This window comes from Streptomyces sp. R44 (assembly GCF_041053105.1).
Taxonomy (GTDB): domain Bacteria; phylum Actinomycetota; class Actinomycetes; order Streptomycetales; family Streptomycetaceae; genus Streptomyces.
In genome coordinates this window covers 2,211,238-2,229,162 of sequence record NZ_CP163444.1, presented here as the reverse complement: position 1 = coordinate 2,229,162, position 17,925 = coordinate 2,211,238, and the positions used below count along the sequence as shown (strand labels likewise).

The window sequence follows — 17,925 nt, the reverse complement described above, 5'->3', positions numbered from 1 at the left end:
GACTCACGCCCAGTCCCAGTCGATCCCCAGGATCCCCGGGCGCACCCCCTGCTCCACGAGGTGCACCGTGCGGTGCCGGCCGCTCAGGGTCAGCTCCGCACGGCCGCCGCGCGGCGCCCCCGCCGAGGCCTGCGCGAACCTCCGGCACCGCACCGGCAGCGCCGCCTCGTCGAAGCGGACCTGGAGCACGTACTGCCCGCCCGCGAAGCTGAACCCGCGCACGTACTCCCCGCTCGGCCCCGCCGTACCGTCCTCGAAGCCGTACGAGAACAGGTACGTGTCCCCGGCCCGCAGCCGCACGTCGAAGAGCAGCTCCGCGACCAGCACGCCCGTCCCGGCGTGCCACCGCACCCGCCCCGTCCGGCAGTTCTCCACCGCCCGCACCACCACCCGGGACGGGTCGCAGCCCGGGTCGCCGTGGTGGATGGCGAGATAGCGGTCCACACCGTCCCGGTGCGCCCGCACCACGTGATGCGACTCGCGCCCCACCAGCTCCCGCCCCGCCCCGATCCGTACCCGCTCGTGGTGCCCCACCGTGTGCAGCCCGCCGTCCGTCGGGGACTCGAGCCCCGCGAGCAGCTCCTCGACCGAGCCCGAGGCCTCCACCAGTGAGCGGTACGAGCGGGCCGCCGGGCGCTCCACCTCGGAGCGGGCGGCCGCGTCCTCGGTCAGGAGCCGCAGCAGCGAGTTCCCGGGCAGCTGGAGCACCTCCTCCAGGGCCCGGACGGCCTTCAGGGACTCCGGCCGCTGGGGACGGCGGGCGCCCTGCTGCCAGTAGCTCAGACTCGTCACCCCGACCTTCACGCCCCGGTGCGCGAGATGGTGCTGCACCCGCTGCAGCGGCAGCCCGCGCACGGCGAGCGCGGTGCGCAGCGCCAGATGGAAGGGGCCGGTGTGCAGCAACTGCACCAGATCGGCCTCGGTGTGGCTCACGAGGACTCCTCGGTGAACGTTCACGACGGGGGCACGGACCGTCGCGCCGCGAGGGGTGGGCGGGCAGGTGGGCCATGGGTGTCCGTTCACACCCGGGTCACACCGTTCACAGTCCGATGTCACCCCGCATTGAAGCGTGTTGACCCGGTCCGGACAACGGTCGATGCTCCTGACCAGCGTCCGGACGCGCTCCTCCGACTCCCCACATCCCCACCCCCCACCCTGGGAGGAACGCGATGCGCAGAAGACTGACCGAACTCGCGGCACTCGCCGCGGCCGCCCTCTTCCTCGTCCCCACGACCACGGCCTCCGCCGCGTCCGCCGCGCCCTCGGAGGAGGGGGTCTCCGCCCTCGCCACCAAGCGGCTGAACATCACCATGCAGGCCCAGCAGAAGACCAACTGGTGCTGGGCGGCGAGCGGCAACACCATCGCCACCTGGTACGGCCGGAACTACAGCCAGAACCAGTTCTGCAACGCCGCCTTCAACCGCCAGCAGGGCTACGACTGCCCCAACTGGCAGGCCACGCTCGGCAACGTCCAGACCGGACTGAGCTGGGCTGGCATCAGCCCCGGCTCGTACGTCGACGGCTGGCTGCGGTACTCGACCGTCCAGACCGAGATCAACGCCGACCGGCCCGTCGAGACCCGCATCCAGTGGTCGAGCGGCGGCGGCCACATGCACGTGATCTACGGCTACGACGACGCGAACAGCTGGGTCTACTGGGGCGACCCCTGGCCCTCCAGCGACCGCTACAACTGGGCCTCGCACGCCTGGTACGTCAACAACAACTCCTTCTCCTGGACCCACTCGCTCTACCGGATCGGGGCGTGACGACCATGAACGCACGCGCCACGACCATCGGCCTCCTCGCCGCCGCGCTCGTCGCCCTCGGGACGCTTCCCTCGGCCGCCGCCGGGGGCCCGCCGCCCGCGCCCACCCCCGAACAGGCGGCCTCCGCGCCGGGGACCCTCGACACCCTGTCCCGGTTCTTCGCCCGCGACGGGGCCCTCGCCCCCGCCGCGGCCGCGCCGCGCGTCGACGGCGCGTCCGTCCCGGTGCGGCTCCTCTCCCCGGACTTCGTCGCCGGGAAGCCCGGGGCACCGGTCGCCCGCGTCGAGTTCCGCGCCAGCAGGGCCGTGGCCTCGGACGGGCAGAAGGCCTCGCTGTGGACGGTCGAGCAGTCCGGCGGCTGGCAGGTGGTGAACATCGCCACCGGCGACGACGAGATCCGGTACGCGGAGATGGGCCGCGGCGGCCTCGTCTTCCGGGAGCCGCAGATCGACGCCTGGTACGTCCAGAAGGGGGCGAAGGTGCTGCCGCTGGACGAGGACGCGGTACGGGCCGTCGGACGCGACGGGACGAGCCTCGCGGCCTACCGGGAGCGGGTCGCCCGGGCGTACGGCGACAAACTGCCGGGGTCCGCGTATGCGAGGAAGGGGGCGGCGGGGGGCTACGACGCGGCGGCGAGGCCGGACGAGGGGGCTGGTGTCGCGGCGGGCTCCGCGGCGGCGGGGGCGGGCGGGCTCGTGGCCCTGGCCCTGGCGACGAGGCGCCTGCGCCGCCGCGCCACCTGACGGCCCCCCCGTTGTGGGCATGCGTTCCGCCGGGGCGGAACGGGTGGGCACAACGGAACGGCGCCCTTGCCGGCGCCAGAGGCTCCCGAGCCTGGACCCGCACCACGTGCGCGCCGCGCATCCGGTGCGGGTCCAGGCGCGGAACGCGGAGGCGCCGCGAGAAGGCGCCGTCCCGTGTGCCCACCCGTCCCGCCCCAGCGGGACGATTGCCCACACGGGCAGCGGGCGCGGCCCCCCCGCGCCCCTCAGCGGGCCAAGTACCCCCCGTCCACCGGCAGGATCGCGCCCGTGATGAAGGACGCCTCCTCCGACGCCAGGAACAGGATCGCCGCCGCCACCTCCTCCGGCGTTCCGAAGCGGCCCATCGGGTGCGCCCCGACGATCTCCGCGAGGTACTCGGGGCCGCCCGGCTCCACGCGCGCGGCGGCCACGCGTTCGGTCTCGATGGTGCCGGGGGCCACCGCGTTGACCCGGATCCCGTGCTCGGCCCACTCCACCGCCAGGTGCTTCGTCAGGCCGGTCGCGACGAACTTCGCCGGGCCGTACACCGCCTGCCGCGCCTGCCCGGCCACGCCCGAGATCGACGAGGTGCACACGATGGCCCCGCCACCCGTGACGAGCATGGCCTCGATCGCGTACTTGCAGGTCAGGAACATGCCCCGGCCGTCGACGGCCATCACCCGGTCGAAGTCCGCCGCCTCGGCCTCCGTGACGGAGAGCAGCGGGATCACACCGGCGTTCGCCACCAGCACGTCCAGCCGTCCGAAGCGTTCCACCGCCGTGTCGATCATCCTCCGGGCGTCCTCCTCCCGGGAGACGTCCCCGACCACCGGGGTCACTCCGGCCACCCCCGCGAGGCGGTCCGCGTCGATGTCCGTGGCCACCACCCGCGCGCCCTCCCGTACGAAGCGTTCCGCCGTCGCCCGGCCGATTCCGCTCGCCGCGCCCGTGATCACGCACACCCGGTCCGGCAGCCGTCCTGAAGTCTCCTGAGCCATGCACGGCCAACGAGCGCGCCCGCCCTGAGTGTCGGTCCCCGCCAGTAGGGTGGGGAGCATGGCAGACCCCTCCAGCTACCGCCCCAAGCCGGGTCAGATCCCCGACTCCCCGGGGGTCTACAAGTTCCGCGACGAGCACCGCCGGGTGATCTACGTCGGGAAGGCGAAGTCCCTGCGCCAGCGGCTGGCGAACTACTTCCAGCCGCTGACGAGCCTGCACCCGCGCACGGCCACGATGGTGACGACGGCCGCCTCCGTGGAGTGGACCGTGGTGTCCACCGAGGTCGAGGCGCTGCAGCTGGAGTACTCCTGGATCAAGGAGTTCGACCCCCGGTTCAACGTGAAGTACCGGGACGACAAGAGTTATCCGTATCTCGCGGTGACGATGAACGAGGAGTTCCCGCGCGTCCAGGTCATGCGCGGGCACAAGAAGAAGGGCGTGCGCTATTTCGGTCCCTACGCGCACGCGTGGGCGATCCGCGAGACCGTCGACCTGATGCTGCGGGTGTTCCCCGTGCGGACGTGCTCCGCGGGGGTGTTCCGTAACGCCGCCTCGGCCGGACGGCCCTGCCTCCTCGGCTACATCGGCAAGTGCTCGGCGCCCTGCGTCGGCCGGGTCACGCCCGAGGAGCACCGCGAACTGGCCGAGGACTTCAGCGACTTCATGGCCGGCCGCACCGGCACGTACATCCGCAGGCTCGAGAAGCAGATGATGATCGCGGCCGAGGACATGGAGTACGAGAAGGCCGCCCGCCTCCGCGACGACATAGAGGCCCTCCGCAAGGCCATGGAGAAGAACGCGGTCGTCCTCGCCGACGCCACCGACGCCGACCTGATCGCCCTCGCCGAGGACGAGCTGGAGGCCGCCGTCCAGATCTTCCACGTGCGCGGCGGACGCGTCCGGGGCCAGCGCGGCTGGGTCACGGACAAGGTCGAGGCCGTCGACACGGCGGGGCTCGTCGAGCACGCGCTCCAGCAGCTGTACGGCGAGGAGAGCGGCGACGCCGTCCCCAAGGAGGTCCTGGTCCCGGCGCTGCCCGAGGACACGGAGGCCGTCTCCGCCTGGCTCTCCGGCCGCCGCGGCTCCCTCGTCTCGCTGCGCGTCCCGCAGCGCGGCGACAAGAAGGACCTGATGGAGACCGTCGCGCGCAACGCCCAGCAGGCGCTCGTGCTGCACAAGACCAAGCGCGCCAGCGACCTGACCACCCGCTCCCGGGCCCTGGAGGAGATCGCCGAGGCCCTGGACCTGGACTCGGCGCCGCTGCGGATCGAGTGCTTCGACATCTCGCACCTCCAGGGCGAGGACGTCGTCGCCTCGATGGTCGTCTTCGAGGACGGGCTGCCCCGCAAGGGCGAGTACCGCCGCTTCCAGATCAAGGGCTTCGAGGGCCAGGACGACGTCCGGTCCATGCACGAGGTGATCAGCCGCCGCTTCAAGCGGTACCTCGCCGAGAAGGACCGTACGGGGGAGTGGGGCGCCCTCGCGGAGGGGGAGGCCGGCGGCGAGGTCCCCGCCGAGGACGCCCAGGACGACGGGCGGCCCAAGCGCTTCGCGTACCCGCCGCAGCTCGTCGTCGTCGACGGCGGGCAGCCGCAGGTCGCCGCGGCCCGCCGGGCCCTCGACGAGCTCGGCATCGACGACGTCGCGGTCTGCGGTCTCGCCAAGCGCCTGGAGGAGGTCTGGCTGCCCGGCGAGGACGACCCGGTCGTCCTGCCCCGCTCCAGCGAGGGGCTCTATCTGCTCCAGCGGGTGCGTGACACGGCTCACGACTTCGCCATCCGCTATCAGCGGTCCAAGCGGACCAAACGCCTCCGGACCAGCCCGCTCGACGCCGTCCCCGGCCTCGGGGAGTCGCGCAAACAGGCCTTGATCAAGCATTTCGGCTCGGTGAAGCGGCTGAAGCAGGCGACAATCGAGCAGATCTGTGAGGTCCCCGGCTTCGGCCGGAAGACCGCGGAGGCGGTCGCCGTGGCCCTGGCCCAGGCGGCCCCCGCCGCACCCGCCGTGAACACGGCCACAGGAGAGATCATGGAAGACGACGGGGGCACCACCGCATGAGCGAGCGCCACACGCACGACGAGCACGACCGAGAAGACGGAGCAGGACACGTGAGTACGGGCACGAAGGAGACCGCCGGCGACAACGGCGCCGAGGCGGCCATTCCCGAACTGGTGATCATCTCCGGCATGTCCGGAGCCGGCCGGTCCACCGCGGCGAAGTGCCTGGAGGACCTCGGCTGGTTCGTCGTGGACAATCTGCCGCCCGCGCTGATCCCCACCATGGTGGAGCTCGGCGCCCGCTCCCAGGGCAACGTCGCCAGGATCGCCGTCGTCGTGGACGTCCGCGGCCGGCAGTTCTTCGACAACCTCAGGGAGTCCCTCGCCGACCTGGACGCCAAGCAGGTCACCCGCCGGATCGTCTTCCTGGAGTCCTCCGACGAGGCCCTGGTCCGGCGCTTCGAGTCGGTCCGCAGGCCGCACCCGCTCCAGGGCGACGGCCGCATCACCGACGGCATCGCCGCCGAGCGCGACCTGCTGCGCGAGCTGCGCGGCGACGCCGACCTGGTGATCGACACCTCCAGCCTCAACGTCCACGAGCTGCGCGCCAAGATGGACGCCCAGTTCGCCGGCGACGAGGAGCCCGAGCTCCGGGCCACCGTGATGTCCTTCGGCTTCAAGTACGGACTGCCGGTCGACGCCGACCTCGTCGTCGACATGCGCTTCCTGCCGAACCCGCACTGGGTCCCCGAGCTGCGCCCCTTCACCGGCCTCAACGAGGAGGTGTCGAACTACGTCTACAACCAGCCGGGTGCCAAGGAGTTCCTCGACCGCTACACCGAGCTGCTCCAGCTGATCGCCGCGGGCTACCGCCGCGAGGGCAAGCGGTACGTGACCATCGCCGTGGGCTGCACGGGCGGCAAGCACCGCTCCGTCGCCACCGCCGAGCGCCTCGCCGCCCGCCTCGCCTCCGAAGGGGTCGAGACCGTCGTCGTCCACCGGGACATGGGGCGCGAGTGAAGCCGTACCGTCGGCGTACCTCCACCCTCGCGGTGCGGCGTACGCTCCGCAGGCGCGGCACCCAGCCCAAGGTGGTCGCGCTGGGCGGCGGCATGGGCCTGTCGGCCTCCCTGGCCGCCCTCCGCCGGATCACCGGCGACCTCACCGCCGTCGTCACCGTCGCCGACGACGGGGGCTCCAGCGGCCGGCTCCGGGAGGAGCTCGGCGTGCTGCCCCCGGGCGACCTGCGCAAGGCGCTCGCCGCGCTCTGCGGCGACGACGACTGGGGCCAGACCTGGGCCCGGGTCATCCAGCACCGCTTCCAGTCCAAGGGCGAGATGGGCGGCCACGCCGTCGGCAACCTGCTGATCGTCGCCCTCTGGGAGCAGCTCGGCGACCCCGTCCAGGCCCTCGACCTGGTCGGCCGGCTGCTCGGCGCCCAGGGCCGGGTGCTGCCCATGTCCGCCGTGCCCCTGGAGCTCCAGGCCCTGGTCAGGGGCCACGACCCGGAGCGGCCGGACGACGTGGACACCGTGCGCGGCCAGGCCACCGTGGCGCTCACGCCCGGCGACGTGCAGTCCGTGCACCTCGTGCCGCACGACCCGCCGGCCGTGCCCGAGGCGGTCGCGGCCGTCCTGGACGCGGACTGGGTGGTGCTCGGTCCCGGCTCCTGGTTCTCCTCGGTGATCCCGCACCTCCTGGTCCCCGAGCTCCTCGACGCCCTGATCGAGACGAAGGCCCGAAAGGTGCTGTCGCTGAACCTCGCGCCGCAGCCCGGAGAAACCGAGGGCTTCTCCCCGCAGCGTCATTTGGAGGTTTTGGGACGACACGCCCCTAAACTCGCCCTGGACGTGGTGCTGGCCGACGAGGCCGCCGTGCCCGACCGCGAGTCCCTCGCCGATGCCGCCAAGCGGCTCGGTGCCGCGGTCGAGCTGGCGCCGGTGGCCGGGCCCGACGGCTCCGCGAAGCATGACCCGGAGCTGTTGGCCGCCGCGTACGACCGTATTTTTCGGATGCATGGAAGGATCGGCCCATGGCGATGACGGCAGCGGTGAAGGACGAGATCTCCCGGCTTCCCGTCACCCGGACCTGCTGCAGGAAGGCAGAGGTCTCGTCGATCCTGCGGTTCGCGGGCGGTCTGCACCTGGTGAGCGGCCGCATCGTGATCGAGGCGGAGCTGGACACCGCGATGGCGGCCCGCCGCCTCAAGCGGGACATCCTGGAGATCTTCGGGCACAGCTCCGAGCTGATCGTGATGGCCCCCGGCGGGCTGCGGCGCGGCTCGCGCTTCGTGGTGCGGGTGGTGGCCGGCGGCGACCAGCTGGCCCGGCAGACGGGGCTCGTGGACGGCCGCGGCCGCCCCATCCGGGGCCTTCCCCCGCAGGTGGTCTCCGGTGCGACCTGTGACGCCGAGGCGGCCTGGCGCGGCGCGTTCCTCGCGCACGGTTCGCTGACCGAGCCCGGCCGCTCCTCCTCCCTGGAGGTGACCTGCCCGGGTCCCGAGGCGGCCCTCGCCCTGGTCGGCGCGGCCCGCCGGCTCTCCATCGCGGCGAAGGCCCGGGAGGTACGGGGCGTGGACCGGGTCGTCGTCCGCGACGGCGACGCGATCGGCGCCCTGCTCACCCGGCTCGGCGCGCACGAGTCGGTGCTCGCCTGGGAGGAGCGGCGGATGCGGCGCGAGGTGCGCGCCACCGCCAACCGCCTGGCCAACTTCGACGACGCCAACCTGCGCCGCTCGGCCCGTGCCGCGGTCGCCGCGGGCGCCCGGGTGCAGCGCGCCCTGGAGATCCTCGGCGAGGAGGTGCCCGAGCACCTCGCCGCCGCCGGCCGGCTCCGCATGGAGCACAAGCAGGCCTCCCTGGAGGAGCTGGGCGCGCTCGCCGACCCGCCGCTGACCAAGGACGCGGTGGCCGGGCGGATCCGCCGGCTCCTCGCGATGGCCGACAAGCGGGCGCAGGACCTGGGCATCCCCGGGACCGAGTCCAACCTGACGGAGGAGCTGGACGACAGCCTGGTCGGCTGAGCCGTACGGGAGATCCGTACGGAACCGCGAACTCCGCGCTGCCGGTGCCTTTCTGAGGCACCGGCAGCTTTTTCGTACACCCGCGAGGCACCCTTGACAGTCCTATGAGCGCCCAAGAGCCTGGCGTCTGTTCACCTTCGTGACTGACAACAGCAAGGGGGGCACATGAGACGCAGAGCGAGATCGATCCTCGCCGCGGCTTCACTGCTGATCGCCGGAGTGGCGGCGGCACCCGTCGCCGGAGCGCAGCCGAACGACCGGGACGGCGGGGACGCCCTCTCCGTCTGGCGCGCCGAGGTCACCCAGGAGCAGGTCCCGCTGCTCCTCGACGCCGGTGCCGACGCCCATGAACTCACCGAGCAGGTCCCGGCGAAGGGCTCCGCGACGGTCGAGCTCTTCCTCACCGGACGGCAGGCCGGGCAGCTGCGCGGCCAGGGCGTCGAGATCGCCGAGCACAGCCTCACCGCCCAGGCCGAGAAGCGGGTCGCCGCGGCCGGGGACGGCGTCTTCCGCCCGTACGGCGGCCAGGGCGGCCTCAAGCAGGAGATCCTGGACACCGCGCGGGCCAACCCCGGGCTCACCAAGGTCGTCTCCATCGGCAAGACCCTCAAGGGGCAGGACATCCTCGCCCTCAAGCTGACCAAGGGCGCCCCGCGCACCAAGGACGGCTCGAAGCCCGCCACGCTGTACATGTCCAACCAGCACGCGCGCGAGTGGATCACCCCCGAGATGACCCGGCGGCTGATGCACTATTACCTCGCTAACTATGGCAAGGACGAGCGGATCACCCGCATCGTCGACTCCACCGAGCTGTGGTTCGTGCTCTCCGCCAACCCGGACGGCTACGACTTCACGCACGCCGACCCCGCCAACCGGCAGTGGCGGAAGAACCTCCACGACAACGACGGCGACGGGAGGATCGGCCCCGGCGACGGCGTCGACCTCAACCGCAACTTCGCCTACAAGTGGGGCTACGACGACGAGGGTTCGTCCCCCGACCCGGCCGACGAGACCTTCCGCGGCAAGGGCCCCATGTCGGAGCCCGAGACGCGGGCCCTCGACGCCTTCCAGAAGCGCATCGGCTTCGCGTACGGCATCAACTACCACTCGGCCGCCCAGCTCCTGCTGTACGGCGTCGGCTGGCAGGTCGCCACCGACACCCCCGACGACGTGGCCCTCAAGGCCCTCGCCGGCACCCCGCAGAAGTCGGCCGTGCCCGGCTACCGGCCGCAGGTCTCCTCGGAGCTGTACATCACCAACGGCGAGGCGGACGGACACGCCGCCAACGTCAACGGGATGCAGATGTTCACCCCGGAGATGTCGACCTGTGCCACCGCCTCCCGCGTCGACCCGAACGACGCGTGGAACCCGGGCGACTGCGCCTCCGTCTTCACCTTCCCGGACGACGAGAAGCTGATCCAGGCCGAGTTCGCCAAGAACATCCCCTTCGCGCTCGCCGTCGCGGAGACCGCCGCCCACCCGGACCGGCCCGTCTCCCCGGTCGGCATCGACGCCTCCGACCTCACCCCGAAGACCTTCACCACCTCCTACGCCCGCGGCGCGGAGCAGGAGGTCGCCGTCACCGCCCGCAAGTCGCTGCGCGCCAAGACCCTGAAGTACCGGATCAACGGCGGCCGCACCCACAGCGAGGAGGTCGAGGCCTGGAAGGGCGGCGAGACCTTCGGCGGCGACGACAACCTGTACTTCGACGAGTACCGCGCCGAGGTCGAGGGAGCCCGCCCCGGCGACTCCGTCGAGGTCTGGTTCACCGCCCGCACCCGCGAGGGCAGGGCCACCTCATCCGCCCCCTTCACGTACAAGGTGGCCGAGCGTCCCCGCGGCGACGTCCTCGTCCTCGCCGACGAGGGCGGCACCACCGCCGCACAGCACACCGCCGACTATGTGAAGGCGCTCGCCGACAACAAGCGCGCGGCCGCCGTCTGGGACGTCGCCACCCAGGGCGCCCCGGACGCCCTCGGCGTCCTCTCCCACTTCCGTACCGTCGTCTGGTACACCGGCGCCGAGCGCCCCTCCGGCGCCGCCCAGCTCGCCGTCCGCGCCTACCTCAACGAGGGCGGCAAGCTGATCAACGCCGGTGAGAAGTCCGGCGGGCTCACCGAGATCGGCCGGGCCGAGTCCAACGACTTCGCCCAGTACTACCTCGGCGCCTACCACCGCGCGGGCCTCAAGAACCCGCCCGCCTTCGCCGGCACGGGCGCCTTCGCGGGCACCGGCGCGACGCTCGCCGCCGCCGCCGGCAACCCGCTGGACAACGCGGGCGCGTACACCGTCACCTCCGACACGCTGAAGCCGGAGCAGTTCCCGCAGTTCGCGAGCAGCGCCTCCGCCGGCGACTACCCCGGCATCCGCACCCCCTTCGAGCCCGCCGAGGGCTCCACGTTCGCGGCCGTCAAGCACGCCGACGACACCTGGGCGCGGCTCGCGAGGACCGTCGACCTCAGCGGCGTCGCCGCCGGATCGAAGCCCCGTCTGGACTTCCAGGTCAGCTACGACACCGAGCCCGGCTACGACAACCTCGTCGTCGAGGCCCACACCGTCGGCCAGGACGACTGGACGACCCTGCCCGACGTCAACGGCGGCACCTCCGCCCAGCCCCCGGCAGACTGCGGCGAGGGCTACTACGTCCGCGGCCACCCCTTCCTCGCCCACTACCTCACCGTCGGCGAGGACGGCTGCGCGCCCACCGGCACCACCGGCTCCTGGAACGCCTTCACCGGCCCCTCCAACGGCTGGCGGCAGGCCTCCGTCGACCTGAGCGCCTGGGCGGGCAAGAAGGTCGAGCTCGCGATCTCGTACATCTCCGACCCCGGTACGGGAGAGATGGGCGCCTTCGTCGACGACACCCGGCTCGTCACCGGGACCAGCACCGAGGCGGAGGGCTTCGAGACCTCCCTCGGCGCCTGGTCCGCGCCGGGCGCCCCGGCCGGCAGCCCCGGCAACGCCTCCGACTGGACGCGCTCCGCGGCGCTGTTCCACTCCCAGGCCGCGGTCACCACCCGCGACACCGTCCTCCTCGGCTTCGGCCTGGAGCACGTGCCCGGCACGGCGGAGCGCGCACGGCTCCTCGGGCGGGCCCTCGGAGCTCTCCGGCGCTGACGGAGAGTAGTCGGGACAAAGGTCCCAAGGCGGCCCGTACCCGTCGGTAGGCACGGGCCGTCGGCCGTTTTCCCTCACTTTCCGGGCTCGCACGGCTGCGCAGGATGTCACTCGCGGGCAGCCGGGGAGGTAGGGTCGTAAGCGGTCGGGGACATCCCAAAAAACAAAAATCTCGCCGGCGTCGATACACCGGCGTTCCTAACGAGGAGATCGGTTCGTGACGATCCGCGTAGGCATCAACGGCTTTGGCCGCATCGGCCGGAACTATTTCCGCGCGCTCCTTGAGCAGGGTGCTGACATCGAGATCGTGGCTGTCAACGACCTGGGTGACACCGCGACCACCGCGCACCTGCTGAAGTACGACACCATCCTGGGCCGCCTCAAGGCCGAGGTGACCCACACCGCCGACACCATCACCGTCGACGGTCACACCATCAAGGTGCTGTCCGAGCGCGACCCGGCCGACATTCCCTGGGGCGACCTGGGCGTCGACATCGTCATCGAGTCGACCGGCATCTTCACCAAGAAGGCCGACGCCGCGAAGCACCTCGCCGGCGGCGCCAAGAAGGTCCTCATCTCGGCTCCGGCCACCGACGAGGACATCACCATCGTCATGGGCGTCAACCAGGACAAGTACGACGCCGCGCAGCACGACGTCATCTCCAACGCGTCCTGCACCACCAACTGTGTCGCACCGATGGCCAAGGTCCTCGACGAGAACTTCGGCATCGTCAAGGGCCTCATGACGACGGTCCACGCGTACACCAACGACCAGCGCATCCTCGACTTCCCGCACAAGGACCTGCGCCGCGCCCGCGCCGCCGCGGAGAACATCATCCCGACCACGACCGGTGCCGCCAAGGCCACCGCCCTGGTCCTCCCGCAGCTCAAGGGCAAGCTCGACGGCATCGCCATGCGCGTCCCGGTCCCGACCGGCTCCGCCACCGACCTGGTCGTCACCCTCGACCGCGAGGTCACCAAGGACGAGGTCAACGCCGCGTTCAAGAAGGCCGCCGAGGACGGCGACCTCAAGGGCATCCTGTTCTACACCGAGGACCCGATCGTCTCCTCGGACATCGTCAGCGACCCGGCGTCCTGCACCTTCGACGCCTCCCTGACGATGGTCCAGGAAGGCAACACGGTCAAGATCCTCGGCTGGTACGACAACGAGTGGGGCTACTCCAACCGTCTCGTCGACCTCACCGTCTTCGTCGGCGGCCAGCTCTAAGCTTCAGGGCGGGTTTTCGATGGGAGCAGGGCTCGGGCAGCGCAACGTCGCGCTGTGCGAGCCCTGTTTGTGTGCTCCACCGCGTACCAAGGAGTCTGTTAACAGATGAAGACGATCGACGAGCTTCTCGAAGCCGGCGTCGCAGGCAAGCGCGTGTTCGTGCGTGCCGACCTCAACGTGCCGCTCGAAGGCACCAAGATCACCGACGACGGCCGCATCCGCGCCGTCGTCCCCACGGTCAAGGCGCTCGCCGACGCGGGTGCCCGCGTCGTGGTCGCCTCGCACCTGGGCCGCCCCAAGGGTGCCCCGGACCCGGCCTTCTCGCTCGCCCCGGCCGCCACGCGCCTCGGTGAACTGCTGGGCGCCGAGGTCGCGTTCGCGACCGACACCGTCGGCGACTCGGCCAAGGCCGCCGTCGCCGGCCTCGCCGACGGCCAGGTGGCCGTCATCGAGAACCTGCGTTTCAACGCCGGCGAGACCTCGAAGGACGACGCCGAGCGCGGCGCCTTCGCGGACGAGCTCGCGGCCCTCGCCGACCTGTACGTCGGCGACGGCTTCGGCGCCGTGCACCGCAAGCACGCCTCGGTCTTCGACCTCCCGGCGCGCCTCCCGCACGCCGCCGGCTACCTCATCGCCACCGAGGTCGGCGTCCTGAAGAAGCTCACGGACGAGGTCCAGCGGCCGTACGTGGTCGTCCTCGGCGGCGCCAAGGTCTCCGACAAGCTCGGCGTGATCGACCACCTCCTGGAGAAGGCCGACCGCATCCTCATCGGCGGCGGCATGGCGTACACCTTCCTCAAGGCCAAGGGCCACGAGGTCGGCATCTCGCTGCTCCAGGAGGACCAGATCCCGGCGGTCCTGGAGTACCTGGCGCGGGCCGAGAAGCGCGGCGTGGAGTTCGTGCTCCCCGTCGACGTGCTGGTCTCGGCCGAATTCCCGGACCTGAAGACCAAGGCTCCGGCCAACCCCACCACGGTCGCCGCGGACGCGATCCCGGCCGACCAGGAGGGCCTGGACATCGGTCCGGAGACCCGTAAGCTCTACGCCGCGAAGCTCGCCGACGCCGGCACCGTCTTCTGGAACGGTCCGATGGGCGTCTTCGAGCACCCCGACTACGCCGAGGGCACCAAGGCGGTCGCCCAGGCGCTCGTCGACTCCCCGGCCTTCACGGTGGTCGGCGGTGGCGACTCCGCCGCGGCCGTCCGCACCCTGGGCTTCGACGAGAATGCCTTCGGCCACATCTCGACCGGCGGCGGCGCCTCCCTCGAATACCTCGAGGGCAAGAAGCTCCCCGGCCTCGTCGCACTGGAGGACTGACCCCTTTATGACTGCATCCCTTTCTTCTGGCCGCACCCCGCTGATGGCGGGCAACTGGAAGATGAACCTCAACCACCTCGAGGCCATCGCCCACGTCCAGAAGCTCGCCTTCGCCCTGACCGACAAGGACTACGACGCCTGTGAGGTCGCGGTCCTGGTCCCCTTCACCGACCTGCGGTCCGTCCAGACCCTGGTCGACGGCGACAAGCTCAAGATCAAGTACGGCGCCCAGGACATCTCGGCGCACGACTCCGGTGCCTACACCGGCGAGATCTCGGGCCTGATGCTGTCCAAGCTGAAGGCCGCCTACGTCGCCGTCGGCCACTCCGAGCGCCGCCAGTACCACGCCGAGAACGACGAGGTCTGCAACGCCAAGGTGAAGGCCGCCTTCAAGCACGGCGTGACCCCGATCCTCTGCGTCGGTGAGGGCCTGGACGTCCGCAAGGCGGGCAACCAGGTCGAGCACACCCTCGCGCAGGTCGACGGCGGCCTGAAGGACGTCCCGGCCGAGCAGGCCGAGACGATCGTGATCGCGTACGAGCCGGTGTGGGCCATCGGCACCGGCGAGGTCGCCACGCCCGAGGACGCCCAGGAGGTCTGCGGGGCGATCCGCGGCCGCCTCGCCGAGCTGTACTCGCAGGAGCTGGCCGACAAGGTCCGCATCCAGTACGGCGGCTCGGTCAAGGCCGGCAACGTGGCCGCGATCATGGCGCAGCCGGACGTCGACGGCGCCCTGGTGGGCGGCGCGGCGCTGGACGCCGACGAGTTCGTCAAGATCGTGCGCTTCCGCGACCAGTGAGTATGCGGTAGCGGAGTTACGTCGTACCCTTGCGGGGGTCGGGCAGGTGCCCGGCCCCCGTCCGTATAAGTCCGAGGAAGTTGGTCCAGCCGTGGTTATGGGGTTCTCGATCGCCCTGATCGTCTTCAGCGCGCTGCTGATGCTGCTCGTGCTGATGCACAAGGGAAAGGGCGGCGGCCTCTCCGACATGTTCGGAGGCGGCATGCAGTCCTCCGTCGGCGGCTCCTCGGTCGCCGAGCGGAACCTCGACCGGATCACGGTCGTGGTCGGTCTGCTCTGGTTCTCCTGCATTGTGGTACTTGGTCTGCTGATGAAGTTGGACCGGTAACTCCAATCACTGGACGCGCGTTGGGCCTTACGTAGACTGGGGCATCTTCGAGCACCATCACGCAGGGAGTTACGACCGTGGCAAGTGGCAACGCGATCCGGGGAAGCCGGGTCGGAGCGGGGCCGATGGGGGAGGCCGAGCGGGGCGAGTCGGCACCGCGCCTCCGCATCTCCTTCTGGTGCTCGAACGGGCACGAGACGCAGCCGAGCTTCGCCAGCGACGCGGCGGTCCCGGATACCTGGGACTGCCCGCGCTGCGGCTTCCCGGCGGGCCAGGACCGGGACAACCCGCCGGACCCGCCGCGCACGGAGCCGTACAAGACCCACCTCGCCTATGTGCGTGAGCGGCGCAGCGACGCGGACGGCGAGGCGATCCTCGCCGAGGCGCTGGCCAAACTGCGCGGCGAGATCTGAAGCGTGGTGTGACGGTGTGACGAACGGGCCTTGCCCGCGAACTCGGTTCGCGGGCAAGGCCCGTTCGTGTGTCAGCGACCGAACCAGTGGAGGCCTCCGCCATGTCCGCCGCCCTGCCCCGGCCCGACGAGCTCGGCGCCGCGCCGTTCGCCGACCGGGCCCGGGACGCCGTCGAGCGCGCCGTCGCCGCCAACGCGGACGCCGTCCCGCGCGCGGCCCGGCTCCTCGCCGACTGCGTGGCCGCCGACGGCGTCATCCACGCCTTCGGGACCGGCCACTCCCAGGCCGCCGCCCTGGAGATCGCCGGCCGCGCCGGCGGCCTGGTCCCCACCAACCGCCTCTCGCTCGCCGACCTCGTGCTGCGCGGCGGAGAGGACCCCGCCGTCCTCGCCGACCCGCTCCTCGAACGCACCCCAGGACTCGCCGAACGGCTGTACGCCCTCGCCGACCCCCGCCCGCAGGACCTGTTCGTGATCATCTCCAGCTCCGGCGTCAACAACGCGGTCGTCGACCTGGCGGTGAAAGTGACCGGCGCCGGACACCGGCTCCTCGCCCTCACCTCGCTCGCACACGCCCGCGCCGTCCCCGCCCTCCACGCGAGCGGCAGGCGGCTCGCCGACCTCGCCGACGTGGTCCTCGACAACTGCGCCCCCACCGGCGACGCCGTCCTCCCGCTCCCCGGCGGCGGCGCCGCCTGCGGGATCTCCACCCTCACCTCCGCGCTCCTCGTCCAGATGACCGTCGCGGAGACCCTCGCCCTCCTCCTCGCCGAGGGACACGAACCTCCCGTGTACGTCTCCGCCAACACCCCCGGCGGCCACGAGCGCAACCTCCTCCTCGAAGCCCGCTACGAGGGCAGGCTGCACCGCGGCGGCCACTGAGACCGGCCGGAACGGCCACTGTCAGTGGCGTCCTCTACGGTCGGTCGCACAGGGGAGCACCGGACCGAGGGGGCGTTGTGGCGGCGACGGAGGCAGTGGGCGGCACCAGGGCGGCGCCCGCCTGGCGGGGCGGCTTCGGACGCCTGTGGACGGCCGCGGTCGTCTCCCGGTTCGGCGACTCGCTGCGGACCGCCGCACTGCCCCTGCTCGCCGCCGTGCTCACCGACGACCCGTTCCTCATCGCCTCCGTCACCGCCTGCGGCTTCCTGCCCTGGCTGCTCTTCGGGCTCCTCGGCGGGGCCGTCGCCGACCGCGTCGACCAGCGCCGGGCCATGTGGGCCGTCGACCTCGTCCGCGGCGGACTCGTGGCCGCCTTCGCCGCGGCCGTGGCCCTCGGGCACGCCGGCATCGCCCTGCTGCTCCTCCTCGCCTTCGCCCTGACCACCCTGCAGACCCTCTTCGACAACGCGGCGACCGCCCTGCTGCCGGCGCTCGTCCCGGCCGAGACCCTGGCCGCGGCCAACGCCCGTCTGATGACCGGTCAGCAGCTCGCCGGCGGCCTCCTCGCCGGACCCGCCGTGCCCGTCCTGCTCCTCGCCGGGCCCGCCGTCCCGTACGCGGCCGACGCCGTCACGTACGTCCTGGCCGCCCTCCTCGTCGCCTCCCTGCGCACCGGCGCACCCGAACGGCCGCCCCGCCCGGCCGGGTCCACCCTCCGCGCCGAGATGGCCGAAGGACTCGCCGTCCTGCGCGCGGACCGGCACCTGCGATGGCTCTGCACCGCCACCACCCTGTGCAACATCGGCATGGGCGCCCTCATCGCCACCCTCGTCGTCCTCGTCACCGACGGCCTCCACGCGGGGGACAGCGGATACGCCGCCACCATCACCGCCTACGCCCTCGGTGCCGTCGCCGGCGGCTTCCTCGCCCGGCGGCTCGCCGAGCGGACCGGACGGATACGCGCCGTGTTCCTCGCCGGGGCCGTCCAGACCGGCTGCCTGGTCCTGATGGGCGCGGTGCCCGTCCTCGCGGTATCGATCGGGGCCATGGCGGTGTTCGGCTTGATGGGGACGGTGTGGAACGTCCAGCAGACCACCCTCATGCAGGAGCGCGCCCCCGAAGGGATGCTCGGCCGCGTCGCCGCGGCCTTCCGCACCCTCGCCGTCGCGGGAGCCCCGCTCGGGGCCCTCCTCGGCGGCGCCGCGGCCGCCGGTCTCGGACCGCACACACCGGCCCTCCTCGCGGCGGCGTTGTTCGCGCTCGCCGTCGCGTCGTTGGGCCCCCTGATCAATTAGGTTGGGGGTGCAGCGGGGCA

16 protein-coding genes are annotated in these 17,925 nt (G+C 72.0%); 14 read left to right on the top strand and 2 right to left on the bottom strand.

Features of this window, described 5'->3' with window-relative positions:
* Positions 1-3: 3 nt before the first annotated feature.
* Positions 4-933: a hypothetical protein gene (locus AB5J54_RS10350; protein ID WP_369143619.1), complete on the bottom strand. Its 930-nt coding sequence runs from the start codon at positions 931-933 to the stop codon at positions 4-6.
* Positions 934-1,169: 236 nt separating this feature from the next.
* Here AB5J54_RS10350 and AB5J54_RS10345 point away from each other — a divergent pair, with 236 nt between their 5' ends.
* Positions 1,170-1,766 (top strand): papain-like cysteine protease family protein, encoded by a 597-nt coding sequence (locus tag AB5J54_RS10345; protein WP_369143618.1) that lies wholly within the window; start codon positions 1,170-1,172, stop codon positions 1,764-1,766.
* The gene (locus tag AB5J54_RS10340; protein WP_369143616.1) at positions 1,763-2,509 is read left to right on the top strand and encodes a hypothetical protein; all 747 of its coding nucleotides are present in this window, start codon (positions 1,763-1,765) and stop codon (positions 2,507-2,509) included. Before AB5J54_RS10345 ends, AB5J54_RS10340 begins: the two co-directional genes overlap by 4 nt.
* A 245-nt stretch (positions 2,510-2,754) precedes the next feature.
* Here the strand turns inward: AB5J54_RS10340 and AB5J54_RS10335 are convergent, their stop codons facing one another.
* On the bottom strand, positions 2,755-3,507 hold the full coding sequence (locus AB5J54_RS10335; RefSeq protein ID WP_369143615.1) for an SDR family NAD(P)-dependent oxidoreductase: 753 nt from the start codon (positions 3,505-3,507) through the stop codon (positions 2,755-2,757).
* A 58-nt stretch (positions 3,508-3,565) separates the two neighbouring features.
* On the opposite strand from AB5J54_RS10335, the gene uvrC reads away from it, so the two are divergent.
* The 12 genes from uvrC to AB5J54_RS10275 all read left to right on the top strand — a co-directional run bounded on the left by uvrC (position 3,566) and on the right by AB5J54_RS10275 (position 17,905).
* Entirely contained in the window at positions 3,566-5,566 is a 2,001-nt protein-coding gene (gene uvrC / locus AB5J54_RS10330) for an excinuclease ABC subunit UvrC (RefSeq protein WP_369143614.1), read from the top strand.
* Positions 5,563-6,525 carry an RNase adapter RapZ gene (rapZ, locus tag AB5J54_RS10325; RefSeq protein ID WP_369143613.1) on the top strand — a complete coding sequence of 321 codons (963 nt, stop codon included), beginning with the start codon at positions 5,563-5,565 and terminating at the stop codon, positions 6,523-6,525. The genes uvrC and rapZ overlap by 4 nt, the downstream gene beginning before the upstream one ends.
* Complete coding sequence (gene yvcK / locus AB5J54_RS10320; RefSeq protein ID WP_369143612.1) at positions 6,522-7,547, top strand: uridine diphosphate-N-acetylglucosamine-binding protein YvcK; 1,026 nt, start codon at positions 6,522-6,524, stop codon at positions 7,545-7,547. The genes rapZ and yvcK overlap by 4 nt, the downstream gene beginning before the upstream one ends.
* Positions 7,538-8,527 (top strand): DNA-binding protein WhiA, encoded by a 990-nt coding sequence (whiA, locus tag AB5J54_RS10315; RefSeq protein ID WP_030205188.1) that lies wholly within the window; start codon positions 7,538-7,540, stop codon positions 8,525-8,527. Before yvcK ends, whiA begins: the two co-directional genes overlap by 10 nt.
* Positions 8,528-8,692: 165 nt before the next feature.
* Entirely contained in the window at positions 8,693-11,644 is a 2,952-nt protein-coding gene (locus tag AB5J54_RS10310; protein WP_369143611.1) for a M14 family zinc carboxypeptidase, read from the top strand.
* A gap of 217 nt (positions 11,645-11,861) precedes the next feature.
* Positions 11,862-12,872, top strand: a complete 1,011-nt coding sequence (gene gap, locus AB5J54_RS10305) for a type I glyceraldehyde-3-phosphate dehydrogenase (RefSeq protein ID WP_369143610.1) — start codon at positions 11,862-11,864, stop codon at positions 12,870-12,872.
* A gap of 105 nt (positions 12,873-12,977) precedes the next feature.
* Positions 12,978-14,189, top strand: coding sequence for a phosphoglycerate kinase (gene pgk / locus AB5J54_RS10300; RefSeq protein ID WP_369143609.1), 1,212 nt, complete (start codon positions 12,978-12,980; stop codon positions 14,187-14,189).
* A 7-nt stretch (positions 14,190-14,196) separates the two neighbouring features.
* Entirely contained in the window at positions 14,197-14,988 is a 792-nt protein-coding gene (gene tpiA, locus AB5J54_RS10295; RefSeq protein WP_369143608.1) for a triose-phosphate isomerase, read from the top strand.
* Between the two features lie 97 nt (positions 14,989-15,085).
* On the top strand, positions 15,086-15,316 hold the full coding sequence (gene secG, locus AB5J54_RS10290) for a preprotein translocase subunit SecG (RefSeq protein WP_086827885.1): 231 nt from the start codon (positions 15,086-15,088) through the stop codon (positions 15,314-15,316).
* Positions 15,317-15,393: 77 nt separating this feature from the next.
* On the top strand, positions 15,394-15,729 hold the full coding sequence (locus AB5J54_RS10285; RefSeq protein ID WP_078908267.1) for an RNA polymerase-binding protein RbpA: 336 nt from the start codon (positions 15,394-15,396) through the stop codon (positions 15,727-15,729).
* A 101-nt stretch (positions 15,730-15,830) separates the two neighbouring features.
* Positions 15,831-16,610, top strand: a complete 780-nt coding sequence (locus tag AB5J54_RS10280; protein WP_369143607.1) for a sugar isomerase domain-containing protein — start codon at positions 15,831-15,833, stop codon at positions 16,608-16,610.
* A gap of 77 nt (positions 16,611-16,687) precedes the next feature.
* Entirely contained in the window at positions 16,688-17,905 is a 1,218-nt protein-coding gene (locus AB5J54_RS10275; RefSeq protein ID WP_369143606.1) for an MFS transporter, read from the top strand.
* Positions 17,906-17,925 lie beyond the last annotated feature (20 nt).

What these genes read in the sequence shown, in the direction of transcription:
- AB5J54_RS10345 (WP_369143618.1), top strand. Translation starts at nt 1,170, where the DNA reads ATGCGCAGAAGACTGACCGAACTCGCGGCACTCGCCGCGGCCGCCCTC.
- AB5J54_RS10335 (WP_369143615.1), bottom strand. Translation starts at nt 3,507, where the DNA reads ATGGCTCAGGAGACTTCAGGACGGCTGCCGGACCGGGTGTGCGTGATC.
- uvrC (WP_369143614.1), top strand. Translation starts at nt 3,566, where the DNA reads ATGGCAGACCCCTCCAGCTACCGCCCCAAGCCGGGTCAGATCCCCGAC.
- rapZ (WP_369143613.1), top strand. Translation starts at nt 5,563, where the DNA reads ATGAGCGAGCGCCACACGCACGACGAGCACGACCGAGAAGACGGAGCA.
- whiA (WP_030205188.1), top strand. Translation starts at nt 7,538, where the DNA reads ATGGCGATGACGGCAGCGGTGAAGGACGAGATCTCCCGGCTTCCCGTC.
- AB5J54_RS10310 (WP_369143611.1), top strand. Translation starts at nt 8,693, where the DNA reads ATGAGACGCAGAGCGAGATCGATCCTCGCCGCGGCTTCACTGCTGATC.
- pgk (WP_369143609.1), top strand. Translation starts at nt 12,978, where the DNA reads ATGAAGACGATCGACGAGCTTCTCGAAGCCGGCGTCGCAGGCAAGCGC.
- tpiA (WP_369143608.1), top strand. Translation starts at nt 14,197, where the DNA reads ATGACTGCATCCCTTTCTTCTGGCCGCACCCCGCTGATGGCGGGCAAC.
- secG (WP_086827885.1), top strand. Translation starts at nt 15,086, where the DNA reads ATGGGGTTCTCGATCGCCCTGATCGTCTTCAGCGCGCTGCTGATGCTG.
- AB5J54_RS10280 (WP_369143607.1), top strand. Translation starts at nt 15,831, where the DNA reads ATGTCCGCCGCCCTGCCCCGGCCCGACGAGCTCGGCGCCGCGCCGTTC.